Source organism: Bacteroides sp. (assembly GCF_029057325.1).
GTDB lineage: Bacteria > Bacteroidota > Bacteroidia > Bacteroidales > Bacteroidaceae > Bacteroides.
The window spans coordinates 23,754-40,530 of the sequence record NZ_JAICZW010000096.1; the positions used below are offsets into that span (position 1 = coordinate 23,754).

The 16,777-nt window shown below is 49.9% G+C and carries 10 protein-coding genes; 3 read left to right on the forward strand and 7 right to left on the reverse strand.

Annotated features, from left to right (window positions below):
- Positions 1 to 237: 237 nt before the first annotated feature.
- Entirely contained in the window at positions 238 to 4,299 is a 4,062-nt protein-coding gene (locus K2G43_RS05775; RefSeq protein ID WP_297642907.1) for a hybrid sensor histidine kinase/response regulator transcription factor, read from the reverse strand.
- A 170-nt stretch (positions 4,300 to 4,469) separates the two neighbouring features.
- Here K2G43_RS05775 and K2G43_RS05780 point away from each other — a divergent pair, with 170 nt between their 5' ends.
- Complete coding sequence (locus K2G43_RS05780; protein WP_300153464.1) at positions 4,470 to 5,348, forward strand: DMT family transporter; 879 nt, start codon at positions 4,470 to 4,472, stop codon at positions 5,346 to 5,348.
- Positions 5,349 to 5,422: 74 nt separating this feature from the next.
- Here K2G43_RS05780 and K2G43_RS05785 read toward each other — a convergent pair whose 3' ends face one another.
- The 6 genes from K2G43_RS05785 to K2G43_RS05810 form a co-directional block, all read right to left on the reverse strand.
- Positions 5,423 to 7,849, reverse strand: coding sequence for a hypothetical protein (locus K2G43_RS05785; RefSeq protein WP_300153466.1), 2,427 nt, complete (start codon positions 7,847 to 7,849; stop codon positions 5,423 to 5,425).
- Between the two features lie 13 nt (positions 7,850 to 7,862).
- On the reverse strand, positions 7,863 to 9,044 hold the full coding sequence (locus tag K2G43_RS05790) for a fimbrillin family protein (protein ID WP_297642912.1): 1,182 nt from the start codon (positions 9,042 to 9,044) through the stop codon (positions 7,863 to 7,865).
- 15 nt (positions 9,045 to 9,059) lie between these two features.
- Positions 9,060 to 10,079, reverse strand: coding sequence for a fimbrillin family protein (locus K2G43_RS05795; RefSeq protein WP_297642914.1), 1,020 nt, complete (start codon positions 10,077 to 10,079; stop codon positions 9,060 to 9,062).
- Between the two features lie 157 nt (positions 10,080 to 10,236).
- A complete protein-coding gene (locus tag K2G43_RS05800) occupies positions 10,237 to 11,292 on the reverse strand; it encodes a fimbrillin family protein (RefSeq protein WP_300153469.1) in 1,056 nt (351 codons plus the stop codon).
- 69 nt (positions 11,293 to 11,361) lie between these two features.
- Complete coding sequence (locus K2G43_RS05805; protein ID WP_300153470.1) at positions 11,362 to 12,405, reverse strand: DUF5119 domain-containing protein; 1,044 nt, start codon at positions 12,403 to 12,405, stop codon at positions 11,362 to 11,364.
- Positions 12,402 to 13,634, reverse strand: a complete 1,233-nt coding sequence (locus tag K2G43_RS05810) for a DUF3575 domain-containing protein (protein WP_300153472.1) — start codon at positions 13,632 to 13,634, stop codon at positions 12,402 to 12,404. The genes K2G43_RS05805 and K2G43_RS05810 overlap by 4 nt, the downstream gene beginning before the upstream one ends.
- Before the next feature lie 687 nt (positions 13,635 to 14,321).
- Between K2G43_RS05810 and K2G43_RS05815 the strand changes: the two genes are divergently transcribed.
- Together K2G43_RS05815 and K2G43_RS05820 are read left to right on the forward strand one after the other, a co-directional pair.
- On the forward strand, positions 14,322 to 14,837 hold the full coding sequence (locus K2G43_RS05815; protein ID WP_297642502.1) for an HU family DNA-binding protein: 516 nt from the start codon (positions 14,322 to 14,324) through the stop codon (positions 14,835 to 14,837).
- A 253-nt stretch (positions 14,838 to 15,090) separates the two neighbouring features.
- A complete protein-coding gene (locus K2G43_RS05820; protein WP_297642500.1) occupies positions 15,091 to 16,764 on the forward strand; it encodes a DUF6377 domain-containing protein in 1,674 nt (557 codons plus the stop codon).
- Positions 16,765 to 16,777: the final 13 nt, after the last annotated feature.

The window sequence follows — 16,777 nt, forward strand, 5'->3', positions numbered from 1 at the left end:
ATTTTATTCATAAAACAGGCAGATAAGAGCTTTGTAACTCGTAACTCATTCACTCGTAACTCGTAGCTTATATCTTGTAACTTTGACAGACACTTGCTTCTGTCGTCTTGAACACTTGCTTCTGTCATGACAAACACTTGTGTCTGTCGCGACAGAAGCAAGTGTCTGTCAGATGGTATTTATATTGCTGATAATCAGTCTTTGAAATTTCTTTCAGGCGTATGTCTGTCCTATAGATTATGCCTGTTCTTCGCCTTTCTTTTCCTTTTTGTAGTTCTGAGGGGGACATCCATACTGGTTCTTGAAACAGCGGCTGAAATACATCGGCGAGCTGAAGCCGCAACGGTCGCTGACTTCGGCGATGGGAATGTTGGCATACCGGCGCAGCAGTGTGGCGGCGTGCTTCAGACGATAGTTCAATATGTAGTTGTTGGGCGTCATGCCGGTCAGTGCCTTGAACTTCATATAGAGCAGCGAGCGTCCGATGCCCACTTCCCGGCAGAGCACGGGTATGTCGAATTCCAAATCGTCGATGTGCTGTTCTATCACCTGCGACACGCGTTTCAGCAGGTCCTTGTCCAGCGGGTTGATGCTGGTCAGGTCTATCTCCGAAAGGGGTTGCTTGTCGAACTGGTGCTGGATGAGCAGGCGGTTCCGTATCAGGTTGTTGACGCGGGTCAGCAACAGGCGGGCATGGAAGGGTTTGGTGATGTAGTCGTCCGCTCCCCGGTTGAAGCCCTCGATGTTCTGTTCGGGCGAGTTGAGCGCGGTGAGCAGGATGACGGGGATGTGGCAGAAATCCAGGTTGTTCTTTATCTGGAGGCACATTTCGGTGCCGGTCATTTCGGGCATCATCACGTCGCTGACTATCAGGTCGGGCTTGCATTGATAGACCTGTTTGAGCCCCTCTTTTCCGTTGCGGGCACAAGCCACGCGGTAGAAGGGGCTGAAAAGTTCTACCAGCACCTGTAGCAGCTCTTCGTTGTCTTCTACCAGCAGCAGGGTGCGCGACTTGTCGGTGACCGCCTCCATATCCGCTTTTTCTTCGGGCTGTTGTGCATCGGCGTCGAGCGGGAGCGGGTCGGGCAGTGAGCCTTGCACAATCGTCTCTTCGGGCCGGCGGGTGATGAGGCGGATGTTCCGGTCGTTTTCGAACTCCTCTTTCAGCCTCGGCAGCTCTACGGTGAAGGTGGTTCCTTTGCCCAATGTGCTCTGCACCTTTATCCGGCCGTGATGCTTCTCTACAATGGTCTTCGTCAGTGCCAGTCCGATGCCGGTTCCGCTGAAGAGACTGCTTTTCTTTGCAGGGTCGTCGCTCTGGTAGAAACGGTTGAATATCTTGTCGGTTTCCTGTTCGGAGATGCCGATACCGGTGTCGGTGATGGACAGGACCATCTGCCCGTGGGTGAATTCGCCCGACAAGGAGACGGAGCCTCCGTCGGGGGTGTATTTGAAGGCGTTGGAAAGCAGGTTGAAGAATACCTTCTCCATCAGTTGCGCGTTGAACCAGCATTCGAACGGAACGTCGGGCAGGCGGAATTCGTAATTGATGTTCCGCTGGCGGGCGTAGTCGGCAAACGACAGGTAAATCTCTTTCAGGAAGGCGGCAATGTCTTGTCTGCTCAATTGCAGGGTTTCATGGTTCTGTTCCAACTTTCTGAATTCCAACAGTTCCGATACCAGGTTGTGCATCTTTCCGGCGTTTTTCTTGATTTTCAGAATCTGGTTGTAGATGGAGGGAGTCAGCGAATACCTTTGCAGCAGAATGTCGATATGGCTGATAATCAGCGTGAGCGGTGTCCTGAACTCGTGGCTTACGTTGGTGAAGAACACCAGTTTCTCCTGGTTCATCTTTTCAATCTGTTGTTTCTCGAAGCGTTCCTTCTCCAAAGAGAGTGCCAGTGTGCGCTTTGCCAGACGGCTGGAGACGAAATAGTAGAGACAGCCGGAGGTGAGCAAGAGGTAGAGCATCCATGCCCACCATGTATCGTACCAGGGGGAGGTGATGACCAGTCGCAGACTGATTTCGCGGTTCTTCGTGCGGGCGCTCTGTCCGTTGTCGATGGCGGCCGCCACCTTGAATGTGTAGGTTCCCGGGGCCAGGTTGGTATAGTGTGCTTCGGGGTGCCGGGTGGTGATCCAGTTCTGGTCCAATCCTTCCAGCTTATAGCGGTATTGCTTCTTCGACAGCAGCAGCTCGTAGTCGGGCAGCGAAAAGCCGATAATCAGGTTGTTCTGCCGATGGTTCAGCGTCAGTTGGCGGGTGTAGGGTAGGGAGACTTTCAAGATGCCGGTCTTGTCTTGCGGGGCGACGGGCTGGTTGTTCACCCATAGCTGTGAAAAGTATAAATCGGGCGTGGGATGAAGTGAATTCACTTTGTTGAAGTCGTTTTCGGAAAGTACGGTCACACCTTGCGTGTCGCCGATGAATATCTTGCCCTCGTCGGATATGAACAGGCCGCATCCGCTGATGATGTAGGAAGAGGCGAAATCGTCGCGCAGGTTCAACGAGGTAAATCGGTTCTCGTTCGGGTAGAAGCAGGTCACTCCCCGGTCGCTGGTGACCAGGACGCTGTTGTCGTGTGAGATGCAGAGGTTGTAGCAGAAATCGCTGGGCAGCTGTCCGTCGCCTGCCGTATAGTGGGTGATTTTTCGGGTGGCACGTTCATAAAAGAACATTCCTCCACCCAATGTGCTGACATACGCTCCCGTGTCTGTGGAGCGTATGCGGGTAATCCTCGCTTTGTTGTTTTCTAACGGTAGGGGTATCTCCTGCATCTCTTTCGGGGCAGACAGGCTGATGATCAGGAAAGAGGTGTTTTGTGCCAAATAGAGGTTTCCATCGGGGTCGATGTCGAAGTATTCATAATATCTGTCGGGCGCATCCAGTTTTTGGAAGTGCTGGGTGTTTACGTCCAAGCGGAATACTCCGTTGCGTGCCGACAGATAGAGTTGTCCGTTCCACATCTTCACATAAAAGACAATCTCGTTGGGGGCGTTCTCGCCTTTCTGTTCGTTCAGGTAGTTGTGGAACTGTCCGGTCCGGATGTCGTAACGCGACAATCCGCCCAGATGGGTGCCGACGTAGAGGCAGTGGTTCTTTGGGTCGTATGCGATGCTCTTGATGTTGTTGTGCGGAAGCGAGTTTGCTTTTCCGTCCGCCGTCAGTTGGCGCACGACGTTCCAGTCTTTGTCTATGCAGGTGATGCCTCCGCCATCGGTGCTCAGCCATAGATTCCCTTCCTTGTCGGTCAGGATGTCGCCGATGTAGGAATAGTAGGGTGTACGGGTGTTGCTTTTGTCATAGTCATAGCGCATGAAAGTCTCGCTTCTGGGGGTGAAGTAATTCACTCCGCCAAAATAGCTTCCCACCCATATCGTCCCCTGCCTGTCTTTATACAGGGAGAAGATGGAGGGATGGGTGAGCCCGCCGGCATGCTGCGGAATCCGAATCAACGAATACTCTTGTGTCCGTGTATTGTATTTCTGTAGTCCGTCGAAGGTGCCGAACCAGATGTTGTGTTCATTGTCTTCCACAAACATACGTATTTGCCGACTGCTGATGCCTGCCGGTGTTCCGGGGCTGTAGGGCACTTTGTATGCCTCCTCTCCTTCCTTCATCCGGTAGAGTCCGTCCATCCGGGTGCCTATCCAGAATTCTTTTTCCGAACTTTCGAACAGCTGATAGACGTCGATGCCTTTCAGCAGTTGCTTCTGATAGAGGGTGGTGCGGTCGATAAGATATACTCCGTTTTGCGTGCCGATGCCTATCTTGTCGGGTTGCAGCATCATGCAGCATACGGCCTCATTTTCTTTGATATGGGTCTTGGTTACAAGCGACTCTTTGGCGTCGGCGGTGTGGCGGCGGAAGATGGAGTCGTGGCGCATATACCAGATGTCACCGTCCGACTCGGCCAGCACGGAGATCCGGTTATGGGAAGAGAGTCGGATGAATTTCTCGGCGCGTATGTCGTATTCAATCAAATCGTTGTCGATTAGGAAGAAGACGTTTCCCAAGCTGTCGCCCGCAATGGCGGAGACTTCATTTCCCAGCCATACGGAAGATTCAGGATTGACACCGGGCACCCATCCCTTGAACGATGTCACCTGTTTTCCGTCATACATATTGATTCCCTCGCGGGTGCCGAACCACATCCGTCCTAACCGGTCTTGGTAGATGGCCATGACGGAAGGCTGTGTCAGTCCGTCGGGCAAGCCAATCTGTCTGAAATACTCGGCCGATGCGGAAATGCAGGACAACAGCCATGTACACAATAGGAAAATATACCTATAATTCATAATGCTTTCCTTTCAATGATTCATCCTATCCATACTGCATCCGCCTCATTCTCATGTAATAACTGAGATTCTTTGTTTTCAAGGATACTAGTTTAAGATTTATTTAATGTCTGCAAATTTAGACATAAATCTCGATTTATACCTAAATTTGCGCAACATATTAAATAGGTATGGGCGCAATGAAAAAATCTACTTGTCATATTATCGCCGTTCTCACGGTAGGCGTTTGGGGGCTGACTTTCATTTCCACCAAAGTGCTGATAGGTCGCGGCCTTTCTCCGCAGGAGATATTCCTGCTCCGTTTTCTGATAGCCTATCTGGGCATCTGGTTCTTCTCTCCCCGCAAGTTGTGGGCGGATAGTTGGAGGGACGAGTGCTGGTTGCTGGCGGGCGGCATCATGGGCGGCTCGTTCTATTTTCTGACGGAGAACATGGCTTTGGGCATCACGCTGGCCACCAATGTGTCGTTCATCGTCTGCACCACTCCGCTGCTTACCACGATTCTTTCTTTGCTGATTTATAAGAAGGAGCGGGCCACGCGCGGCCTGATAGGCGGTTCGTTGCTGGCGCTGGTGGGGGTGGCGCTGGTGGTTTATAACGGCAGCTTCGTGCTGAAGATTTCTCCTGCGGGCGATTTCCTTTCTCTGCTTGCCGCCCTGTCGTGGGCGTTCTACAGCCTGATAATGAAAAAGATGTCGGGCAGGTATGGCACAGTCTTCATCACCCGCAAGATATTCTTTTATGGGGTGCTGACCATTCTTCCTGTGTTTCTGTTCCGTCCCTGGCAGTTCGATGTCTTCGGGCTGTTGCAGCCGGCGGTTTTGATGAATCTGCTCTTTTTGGGTGTGTTGGCGTCTCTTGTCTGCTTTGCGGTGTGGAACGTGGTTCTGAAGCGGCTGGGCACGGTGCAGGCTTCCAATTATATCTATCTGAATCCTCTTTTCACCTTGATAGGCTCTGCCTTATTGCTGGACGAGCGTCTGACGGCAGTGGCGTTTGCAGGAACTTTGTGCATATTGGGCGGGGTTTGTTGGGCGGGGAGGAGGTGAAAGGTATGGTTTCAGGCATGCGGAATTACACGGAATCAAATTCAGTGTCATTCCGCATGCGGTAGCGATTATCCTTATCTAAATACATAGCCTGCACGGATGCGTAAGGGGGTTGTGCGCGGTGCCTTACCACTTTTCATCGGGTCATTTGCGTTGTAGTCGGGAGTTTCTGCACCACTTTCTACATAACGACCATCAGCCTTTATGGCGGTTGCGCGAGCATGGCTGGTATATTCTGATTTAACGGAACCAATACTTGCCGATGAGGCAGACCAATATAAGTTCTGTTGGAATTCGGGGAAAGTGGTATAGTAGGTTTCTAAAGCTATTTCCAAATCGGATATGCCCGGCAGGAACCAATATCCTTGTCCATTGGTTGGTGCAGGCACATTACCATCCTCCAGGCGTTTGTTCTTGCCGTAGCAGTAGTGGAAAGCTGTGGGAGGAATCTCATCGTTATAGATTTTGACATCTGTAATCGGGCGGCGGCCGGTTCGGGAAAGCAGCATGAATTCTGTCATCCATAAACCCTGTTTGGCTCCATATACTTCGTATGAATCAAATCTATTGAAAATACTGATTCCGATGCTTCCCAAATAGCTTTTGAAAGCAGCATTAGTGCGATAGCTGTCATTTCCATCTGTACGCTTTGACCATGGCAATCCGGAATAGAGTTCTGCCGGCATACTATGCAGGTCCAACGGGTCTTTGTGATCCATGTATTCCTCGTAGTATTCAAGCCAATAATCTATATTCAAACTATTTCTTACTCCGGTTACGTGTAGCAATGCCTTTTGGTCTATCTCGATGGTGCGGTCCCGATTTTCTCCCTCCTCGTTCTCGTAGTGTACCCGGACGACGGCCGTGCGGTCGCCATAAGTGCCCGGAGCCGGATTGTTGCTTGCAGGCACATTCTCGTCGATGTAGAAGTAGATGCGGGTGCGTGTACCGTCTTCGGGATGTTGGTTGTCATAATTATTGTGAATGACATACTTTGTATTATCCTTGAGTGTATTGGTCACCAAATCGTTGGTGAAGTATTCTCTTGCACCGGTACCTGCCTTATAATCGTTGGCTTTCATGGTGGCTGCCGATACCTTCTCCATACGTATCCAATCGGGAATCCGGCCATCGTTGCCGGGAAGCAGTTCTATGGTGACTGTGCTGGGGCAAATGGCAGTATTATTTTCCATACGCAAGAAGTAGATGTCCATGGGGAGGGCAGTGGCGTGGGCATCGACTTTGCGCTCGTTCACAATCGAGATGTAAACGGGGTTTTCGGTTATCACGTTGACGCGGCCGTCGAAGGTATATTTGCTTTCGTCGCTGTTGCGCACGTAGTCCAATCCACAGATGGTGATGTTGTTCTTGTAGCAATGGTTGCGGCGCACGTCGAATTTATCGACAACATCGCTGCCGAGATAGACGGTGAACGACGCATCGTATTCCAGTCCTTGATGGGTTACGTAGTGCCCTTTCATGATGAATGCACTTGCATCGTCGGGGGCGATAGTGGGTTTCCAACGCTGGGTGACGGTTTCGTCATTCACATCTACTCCCGCCGGATACTTCGGCTCTGCCTTCTTTTCTTTGATGTTCTCGTAGGTGTAGTAGGTAAAGACTTCTGTCTGCTGTCCGTCAACCAGTGTCATGGGATTGTCGAGTTTTACCCACATTTCCGGTTCTATGTCTGCTGCGGGTACGGTGGTGGTTGTGGTGGGGGCGGTGAAGGGCACACAGCGCGGCATGTTTTTAATACCATATTGCTCTACTTGCAAGGTAGGCAGCCGGTGGTCGTGGCTGGTCTGGTTGGCGTCGAGATTCACTTTGATATCTACACGTGCCATGAGGGCCTTCATCTGCAACACGATGGTACCGTTATCGGCAAGCACCTTCTCGCCGGCAGGTGCTTGGTAGTGTGCCACCATGGGCATGCCGCCGGCGGGCAACTTCGTGACATCGGCGCGTTTGGCCGGCCGATAATACCAGTTGAGAAGGTCATCAAGATTCTTTATTTCGATTTCTGCCGTAGGGTCTGTGGCATCGCCGTGGCAGATGGTGCCACTGGAAGAATAGGTCTCAACCCGGAATGTTTCATTCGTATGGTCGGCGTCTTGCACATTGCTTATCGGATTTGCCACCGCATAAATCTGAATGTCGGTCAAATCCTGCTGCTCCAGGAAGGCATTTTTAGGGATGGTTACCGCGGCAAGTCCGTTTTCGCCGATATTTGCCACATGATAAGGCTTGAAGTTATCCGACGTAGGAGTAAGGAAATTACCCTCTTTATCGAAGAAGAAGAGGTGCAGACGGTTGATTTTCTTTTCTTCGGCGGTTTTGGATTCCACGGCACGGCTCATGATGACTTGCGGCAACATATCCACGCACTGCGCAGACAAGGTGACGCCTTCGGTGGGTTGGGGGATGAATGAGTCGGACTCCTCCTTTGCGCAGGATGCAAGCAGCAACGACAGCGCGGCAAACAGTATATATCTTTTCATAAGTCAGGTAAAATCAGTTGATAATTATTTTATTGTCAGAACCCTCTTCCCAGTATTCCACCTCGTCTGCGGTAAACATCAGGAGCAGTTGGTTGCCTATGAAGTTGATGTTCAACCGATAGTTGAGCCCGGGTTGCGGGATGCGTCCCAGATTGAAGTTTTCTATTCTTACTTTTTTGGAGTCTCCGTTTACGTTTTCATATTCCACGGTGATGTTCTTGTCTGTGCCGAGGTAGTTTCCTTCGGCAGCAGAAAGGTTGGGTAGCAGCAGCACTATGGTGCCGTCGGGCTTTTCGGTCGTGGCACCGGCTTTCAACGACGACTTGCCGGGTATCGTTACACCAACATCACCGTTTCTTATAAACTCGAAGGCGCCCCAGTATTTTGCATCGCCGACGGTCAGTGTGGGGTCGGGGGTGCTGAAGTCCACGGTTTCCGTTTTGTAGAAACCGCCGTCGAGGGTTACGCGCTTGACGGTGACAGCGGTTTCGTTGTAGTTGTTTAGTTGCACGCTGAATCCGCTCATGATGTGGTGGAACCGCAAATCGACTGCTCCCGATGCCCTTACATGGTCTTTCACTTGGGCATACATGGCGTCGGTGGTCAGTTCGGGTTCGCGCTCAATGCGGTTGTCCGATGTTCCATCCCCTTTACCGTCCGCACTGCCGTAAACCACGGTGTAGGTGAGAGTCGGTGCGCCTATTCCGTTGTTGTTGGGTGTACTGATTGCATATCTTCCCTCAAAAGGATGATAGGCAATGAAGGTGTATTTGAAGCCTGCCGCGCTGATTCCCGGGAATGACTGGTCGGTGTACCATCTGCCGAGTTTCGTGTTGTCTTCATAATAACAGCCGTATTCATCTACTCGCAACGGTGCCTGATCGAGCACATCGGGTCTGGAGAGCTCTTTTTTATCTTCCCAGTTCGAGGAACCCGAATTGGGAGCATCTAAGGAAGTGTCTCCGATATTGCGAGCTACACAATAGCCCATCACTCCGAATTTACTGTCTAAGGGGAGTCTGGAGTTGATGAGTGTGGTGCGTGAAGCAGGTTTCCCGTCATTGGGGATTACCACTTCCGGTATGGCGAAAGAGATAAGGTCGCCTTCGGCAGGCATATCGGGAATGTCTTGTGTGCAGGCTGTCAGTGCCAGAAGCAGGAGTGCCGCTGCGTTGTTCTTTTCAATCCATTTCATATAACAATGCGGTTATTATTGGGTAACATCTATGTTTAGGTCGTTGTCGTGGATGGGCATTTCGTTCCAGTCGTCCACTTGCGGCGTGTCGAAGAAAATCTCCGAATTGATGGAGAATCTGTAGGAATAGCTCTTGCCTGATTCCCAAGTGCCTTGCAACGAGGAGGTGGCGGTGAGGGTGCCCAGAGAGCCTTCGGTGTATTCGTAGGTTATCGTCACCTTGAGGTTGGTGAAGCTTTGGGGTATGAGCAACAGCGCCCCTTCGTCGCCAAACATGTTTGTCGGCTCATTGCCGAGCAATATGCCGTCCGTTCCGATAGCTGCCTTATAGATGGCGGTGGGCTCGCCCGTTGTCCACTTACTGCCGTTCCATTGGCCTGTGGCGGCGATGCCAATTACTTCAAACGACTTGATTTTGAGTTTACGCACACTGCCATCGGGTTTTCCGTCGGCGCCAAGATAGCGGTCGCTGGTGTAGCCAAGGAATTTCACGCGTGCCAACAAGTGCCGAAAGCTCAGGGCGACGGATGCCGGGCTGTCTGCCTGTGTGGAGACGCGGATGCCGGTATTGGAGGCATAGAGCAGGTCGGTCATTTCTGTTCCGTCGGCAGGTTGTGAGGCGTTGAAGTTGTCTATAGTCAATGTGCCCGAAGCGGTTTGGCTGTAGCTCACCGTGCCGGATGCAGGGTCTTTGGGATAGAGCGCATGAAAGTGGTAGGTGTTTCCGGGCATCCAGTAGCGCTCATCGGTGGTGTAGTCCCATTTGTCCGTTTCCTCCTTGTATAGGATGGGTTCTTTGTCGAACAAGCGGGTTCCTTGTCCTCCCGCTTCCGGTATGAAGTGTCCCCATACCGCATACTCTCCCGCTGCTTTCAGGTCATCCAGGTCGTTTATGGAGCGTGTAAGCGATGGCAGGGAAAAACGGATGGCATTTCCATCCTTCTCCCAACTGCTCTCCATCCCGTCGGTGCATCCTGCCAGCAGGAAGAACAACATGCATACCGGTAGTGCCGGGACTCTTTTTTTTATTGGCATATCTTTGTTATTTAGTTATTTTCTGTTCTTATGCGCCGTTGTACATAGTTACAGCGGCAGCGTGTGTCGGTTTCCTCTTTTTGCCGACGTAGTGGCCTGACGGGGACATTCAACCCCGAAAGGCCTAAGTTTCTATTTACTCTTGTACAAATAGGAATTAGTTATTAGCATCAACCTCTACTTCAGTATCAGTAGAGTTCCCCCACTCAGCTACTGTAATATTTCCAAAGTAAATAGTATGTAAACCAAATGTGTCGCCATCAATATTCAAAGTATAGTTATAAGCTTTTCCCGGTGCCCATGAAGTTGTTGTAGGTATGGAGACGGTTAATTTCTTGGAATGCGGTGTATCATCATCATCAATAATAGGACCTCCACCAACATTATTCGTTACAGATACAATGAATTCTAATGTTATAGCATCAGTTTCGATAGTTTGCGGAAGCAAGAAATTTTCAAACACATACGTTTTACCATTCTCTGTTAAAGGTTCTGTTGTACCGGCATCAGTATATGTCCCAGTTTTTTCTTCGTCCAGTTTCCATGCATCCGAATCAATAGTGGTGACAGATGACAAATCTCCAGGAGTAGTTAATGTTCCTGTATTCTTTGCACCCTTCAGCGAAACGTCAGATATAGTCATGTTTAACGCATTTCGCCAACCGTCTACGATTGTAAAACGAACTTTGGACAAAGCATGTTTGAAGTTCAAATTGACTGCCCTTTTTTCGTCATTTTCTTCTTCTCTTTCTTGGGCAATATAAGTATAACCATCTTGACTTGTTGCGGCAACCAATAAGTCTTTTTCCCCATCTGCCACAAAATGAATCTCCATCGAATTCTTGTCATAATTGAACGTAGGCGTTTTCGTCAAAGCGGGGGCATAAGCAGCAAATTTATAAAGAGCTCCTTCCAACCAATAGTTAACAGGCTCATATTGCCATGAATTGCCATTCTTTTTGATTTGAGAAGAACCCGTAGTTTCTCCATCAAAAACGACTACTTCGTCTCCACCACTCATTTTGTAAGAGCCGAATGCATAAAATTCCTTCAGATTGTCTTGTGTCAATCCTTCTTGTTCTGCACGCGTGGTATTGCCTACATAGCTGTCGAAGCCGATAGCCTTACTCTGTGATATTTCTATCACTTCACTTTCCGTACAACTGCTCATTGCTACAACGGCGGCTGCCAAATAAAATAAATGTTTCTTCATCTCAAATGAATTTTAATAAATAGTATAATGATGTTTATCTCGTTAAACCGAAAAGTCGGCTTTATCTGACTACAAATCCAACTCAATATCTTCGTATTCGCCCCAGCCGTCCACGCTTGCGTCGAATCCCGAACCGCCTTCCGCACCCTCTTCGTCGGAGATGCGTATGCCGCTTACCGTAATCACTCCGCCGCGCGGCTGGTTCTTCATCTGGTCGGTGATGTCGAACTCAAAGTCCAGCTTCTTGCCGTTCTTCAGCATCAACTCCAGATTGAGCGCATAGTTTCTTTCGTGATTGGGACCTCTGCTGTAATAGCTGTCAGGGAATCCGGGCACGCCAAATGACAGAATCCGGGCTTCGGCTAATCCGGGTGTAAGGGTGCAGTCGAAGAGCAGTGTCGCCAGCTCTTCGCCGGTGCGCCCTTCTTTTAAGAAAACGGTTTCTGCCATTCCCGCCATGGCGCCACGTGCCAGTGCCACGTATTCCGCCCCCTGTTCTATTTCGTAGCGGATCAGATAGGTGAACACCAAGGGGCGCATCACAACAGCCAGTTGCTGTCCTCCCGCCATAGGGATAGGCTCGAAGTCGGGCACGAAAGAGCCGTAGAGCATATCGGGCATGTTGACCGTGCGCTCTTCGCTGTGCGGTTCTGAGAGGGAGAGGCTTGCACGGGTACGGGTACGCGTGGTGGCGCTTGCCGTTGTCGAAGAGGCGATGTCGTTGAAGACAATGTATTCGGTGTCGTCATTGTAGAAGAGGATGGAGTGTGTGTTGGCTGTGGTGTAGAGCAGTCCGCCATTGGCGGGTAGGTGGAATTCCTGCACACCTTCCGCTTTGGTTTCCGTGGTCTCATATATCAGTGCGGCGATACCCTTTCCGGCATCGGGGCGCAAGGCATCGTAGCCCACCCCATATTTGTCGTTATTCCATTCCGCTTGCCATTGGCATCCGTAGGGCCGTTCCCATTCTTGTTCCCATGCGGCGTTTACGTTCGAGCGGTAGCCCACGGAGTGTTCGTCGTGGTCGTAACACAGGTCTTTGCGGCAACTGCCCAGCAGCGGCAACAGCACAATCGCAAGTAGTGGTAGTATGTTGGGTCTGCAACGTTTCATTGTATTCCTCCTTTCTTTTTTTCGTTCCATAAACGCCATACAAGTGCCAGCTTCAGCTTCAGCGGGCCGAAGTAGTTGGTCTGTTTGGTCTGTTGATATACATAGTGTCCTTCCAATGGCAGGTATTCTTCGTAGCGGGTGTGCAGGAATCCGACTCCCACGCCTGTTTCGAGCGAGATTCGTTTGCCGATGGGCCACATATAGCCGTAGCTCAGTCCTGCCATCTCCGCCTCGCCCTTGTAGCCCCGTTTGCCGTTTTCGAGGTCATACCATGTGAAACCGCCGAACAGCCCTATGTAGTGGCCATGCCAAGGCTTGCGGGTCTTGAACCAATAGCGTCCTTCGGGGCTGATGGTGGCAAGCTGGTAGTATTTGTGCTTTCCGTCGTTTTTCCACCAGGCCATGTCGCCTTCCAGGTTTACCGACCAGCGGTCATTGATGCGGTATTCCACTTCGAGTGAGGGCATCAGTATGGCGTCATAAAGCAGGTTGGTCTTGATGGCAAGGCGCTGTATCGTTTCTTCCTCTTTTGATTGTACATTTTGTGTGGTTGCCTTCTCCTCGACGGTGGCGGCTAAGGAATCGGCCGGTTGTGTGCCGGTAGGGATGTCGGTGTTTCCGGCAGCAATTTCCCGATCGTCGGTGGTGTGTAGGTAGAGCGATACCGCCACGCTGCTGCGCAGTTGTGGGAAGAGATGCTCATACATATATCTATAAGGTATGCCGTAGTGCAAGTCCATGAGTTGTTTTTTCTTCCCATCGACAATGCGGTGGTTGGCATCGTAAATCCATTCCGGGGTGTGGTCGATGATGTGTAGCACCTCATTGCGATAGGGCACTTCGGAAACGGCTACCAGGTCGCGCAGCTGCTTCCAGGCAATGCCGTTTGCCCGTTTCTTGATGAGTTGTTCGGGCACTCCGGTGTGTTGAATCAGGTATTGGCTTACGCACTCTGCCCGATAGCCGGAAAGGCGCTTGTTGTAATGGCTGATTCCGTCGGGCGAGCTGTAGGAGTTGATAACCAGCTGGTCGATGATGTTCTTTTGCTGAGCTTCACGAACCACTTGCAGAAAACGCGCCAGCTGCACCTGGTTATTTTTATAGTAGGTATCTATCTCGCGGTGTCCCTGCTTGTAGTAGATGCAGACCGAATCGGTGGCTACCTGTGCATGACTCGCTTCGGGAAGGAAGAAAAGCGTAATGAGAATGAATGATAACAGTTTTTTCATCTGTTCTTATAGATTAGATTGGTTATTCTTTTTTGCAATACAAAAATTGCCTCTCTTGCAAACAAACAGACTGATTGTTTGCAAGAGAGGCAAAAAGCAGTATTTGTTTCCTCCGCAAATATATCGCTTTACTTTTTATATAATCCAGACTTTTGTGTTAATGATTCCAAATTAACGTAAATAGGCCGATATGTGTTGTTGCTTTTGTGAGTCTTTATTCAAGTAGTCGCACTTGATTTTTGAAGAGTCTCTTCTTGATTTCATCACTTTGATTGCACCATTATGTGGCGCACAATGATAATCTGTATGTTTAGGTGTAAATAATGGGTGGCTTTGGGTGGCGCATTGGCGAAGTCGGGAAGGCGGAGCATCTGCTTCGGGAGCTGAAAGTGCGTGAATGATACCGGCACCGGGGAAGGCCGTGTTACTCGGTGCCGGAGGCGTGCTTTCCCGGTGCCGGACGACCCGTTCCCCGGTGCCGGAGAAAACCGGCCTCAGAAGGGGTTGTGGATGGGGGTAGAAGAATCTTCATTTTGTGTAACGCTTTTGCCAAATTCATTCGTCTCCTTACCATTTTCATTCTACCTTTGCACCGTGGTCACAAAAAAACTATTCTTATTGACTGACGAGCCTGTAAGAACACGAGAAAACAAACTTATGATTACTGATTTAAAAAACTAAAAGATTATGGCAATTTTATTTCGTAAGCACTATCGTTTAAGCAATTTGGCTGACAAGAATTCTCCGAAGAAGGTATATCCTACGATTACTTACAAGTACAGCAACCCCGCCAAACTGAAGGAGGTGGCAAAGGAAATCAGCTCCGTTTCCGGAGTCAGTGAAGGTGACTGTTACAGCGTATTGAAAGATTTCCGCGCATATCTGAAGAAGACGTTGATGTCTGGCCGCATCGTGAACATCGACGGGCTGGGGCACTTCTTTCTTGCCGCCCAGAGCAAGGGAACGGATAGGGCGGAAGACTTCACCAGTAGCGATATCACGGCATTGCGCATTTGCTTCCGTGCCAACAGCGATATCCGCATCATTGCCTCCGGCGCTACCCGTTCGGACGGGCTTGTCTTGAAAGACGTGGACCGCATCAACAATGATTCCGGTGAAAACGGCAGCGGCAATGAAGAAGGGGATGGAAACCAAGGCGGTTCCGGCGGTGACGACAACCAAGGGGAAAATCCGTTGGGATAAGATGATTCCATTGATTTTGGCATTGGCATGAAAATAGAGGGGCTGACTTACCTGATTGTGGTGGTCAGCCCCTCTTTGCATATACTTTTATGCTTTATCTTGTTTTCAATGACTTTTGCCTGTGAATAGAGTGAGATTATACATATTTTCGATAACAATCTGCGTTTTTTTCTCTTTTAAAGATTACTTTTGTCAGACATTATTTTCCGCTTCCGGCGGAAGGACTTTCATTACTCTGAATTCGCGTATAAGTATGAAAAAACATTGTTGCTTAAATCTGCTTTTCCTATTGTTGTTTTGTACCGGATGCAAGCGGTATGTCTCGAATAATGCCATAAAGGCCAATGAACCGTTGTTTGTTCAGTTGGACAGTTTGATAGATAATTCGGGGGAGTTTGTCCGACAGAAAGAAGAACGGATAGAGGCGTTGAAGCAATCGCTGAAACAATCTGCGGAATTTGAAAGGCGATATGAACTTTGTCAAGCCATTTATCTGGAGTATCGTGTGTATGATGCGGATTCAGCCATGAAATATACCACACAAAGCCTTGAACTGGCGCGGCGGCATCACGACAAGGAGCGTGAGACTGAATCCCTGTTGGGCATCGGTTTCATTTATACGGCTAACGGCCTGCTCACTCAGGCTTCGTCGGTGATGCATTCGCTTCGTTCTTCGGAGATGTCCCGCCATTTGCGCTCACGCTATTACGGACAGATGCGTACCCTTTGCTCGCGGTTGCAACTCTATTCATTGGGGGATAATGCTTTGCACAAGCAGTATGGTGAGTTTTATGCGCTGTATTCGGATTCCGTCTTGCAGACGGCTACTCCGGATGAGCCGCGTTATCTTTATAGTCGGGTGTGGAAATATCAGGATGTTCCGGGGGAAGAGCGTGTTGCCATTAGAAACGAATTGGAAAAGGAGAAAGGGCGTCTGTTGCCCAATAGCCGCAATTATTCCATCTTGACTTATAATCTGGCACTGCTTTATGAAAAGGAGGGCAATCATGTCAAATGGCTGGAAAATATGATATATTCGGGCATAGCCGATGTCTATGCGGTGAATCGGGATGTCGGCTCGCTGAATGCGCTGGCTTCCTATTTATACGAACATGGTCAGTTGGACCGCGCTTACCGTTACAGTACTTATTGTACGGATATAGGCATGGTCTTTAAAAGCCGTGTACGATTGCTCCATCAACAGGAGCTGCAAGGGAAAATACACCAAAGCTACATTGAGCGTGACCGTGTGCAGCAGAAGCAATTGAGGTTGTTTCTTGTATCTATCAGCCTGCTTGCCGCTGTATTGCTGATAGTCCTTTTCTTCTTGTGGCGGCAGACGCAGAGGCGCAGGAAGGCGCTGGTGGAGCTGCATACTGCCAATGACCGGTTGAAGAACCTGAATAGCGAACTGCAAAAGCTGAATAGCGAGCAGCAAAAGCTCAATTCGGTCTTACGCGATACCAATTACATCAAAGAGGAATACATCGGTCAGGTCTTCAAACTCTGTTCGTCCTACATCTGCCGGATGGAAGAGTATCGCAAGAAGCTGAACCGTAAGCTGAAGGCGGGGCAGCTCGAAGATTTGAAGAAGCTGATTAGTTCCACTCCTGCGGCGAGTGATGAGATGAAGGACTTTTATGAGAAGTTCGACTCCATTGTGCTGAATTTGTATCCCGATTTTGTAGAACACTTCAATGCTCTGCTTCGTCCGGAAGAGCATACTGAGGTGAGAGCCGGGCGCCTTAATACGGAACTGCGCATCCACGCCTTGATACGGATGGGGGTGACGGACAGTGAGAAGATTGCGGAATTCCTGCACTGCTCGCTGCAAACCGTCTATAACAACCGTTCCATAACCTTAAACAAGTCTTCACTCAGCAAGGACGAATTCCTTCGCGCCTTGAAAGAAATCTGCAGGAAATAGAGGCACGGGGAAG

Bases quoted from the DNA above. Each gene is read 5' to 3' on its own strand.
- K2G43_RS05790 (WP_297642912.1), bottom strand. From the start codon at position 9,044: ATGAAATGGATTGAAAAGAACAACGCAGCGGCACTCCTGCTTCTGGCA.
- K2G43_RS05820 (WP_297642500.1), top strand. From the start codon at position 15,091: ATGAAAAAACATTGTTGCTTAAATCTGCTTTTCCTATTGTTGTTTTGT.
- K2G43_RS05780 (WP_300153464.1), top strand. From the start codon at position 4,470: ATGGGCGCAATGAAAAAATCTACTTGTCATATTATCGCCGTTCTCACG.
- K2G43_RS05785 (WP_300153466.1), bottom strand. From the start codon at position 7,849: ATGAAAAGATATATACTGTTTGCCGCGCTGTCGTTGCTGCTTGCATCC.
- K2G43_RS05795 (WP_297642914.1), bottom strand. From the start codon at position 10,079: ATGCCAATAAAAAAAAGAGTCCCGGCACTACCGGTATGCATGTTGTTC.
- K2G43_RS05800 (WP_300153469.1), bottom strand. From the start codon at position 11,292: ATGAAGAAACATTTATTTTATTTGGCAGCCGCCGTTGTAGCAATGAGC.
- K2G43_RS05815 (WP_297642502.1), top strand. From the start codon at position 14,322: ATGGCAATTTTATTTCGTAAGCACTATCGTTTAAGCAATTTGGCTGAC.
- K2G43_RS05775 (WP_297642907.1), bottom strand. From the start codon at position 4,299: ATGAATTATAGGTATATTTTCCTATTGTGTACATGGCTGTTGTCCTGC.
- K2G43_RS05810 (WP_300153472.1), bottom strand. From the start codon at position 13,634: ATGAAAAAACTGTTATCATTCATTCTCATTACGCTTTTCTTCCTTCCC.
- K2G43_RS05805 (WP_300153470.1), bottom strand. From the start codon at position 12,405: ATGAAACGTTGCAGACCCAACATACTACCACTACTTGCGATTGTGCTG.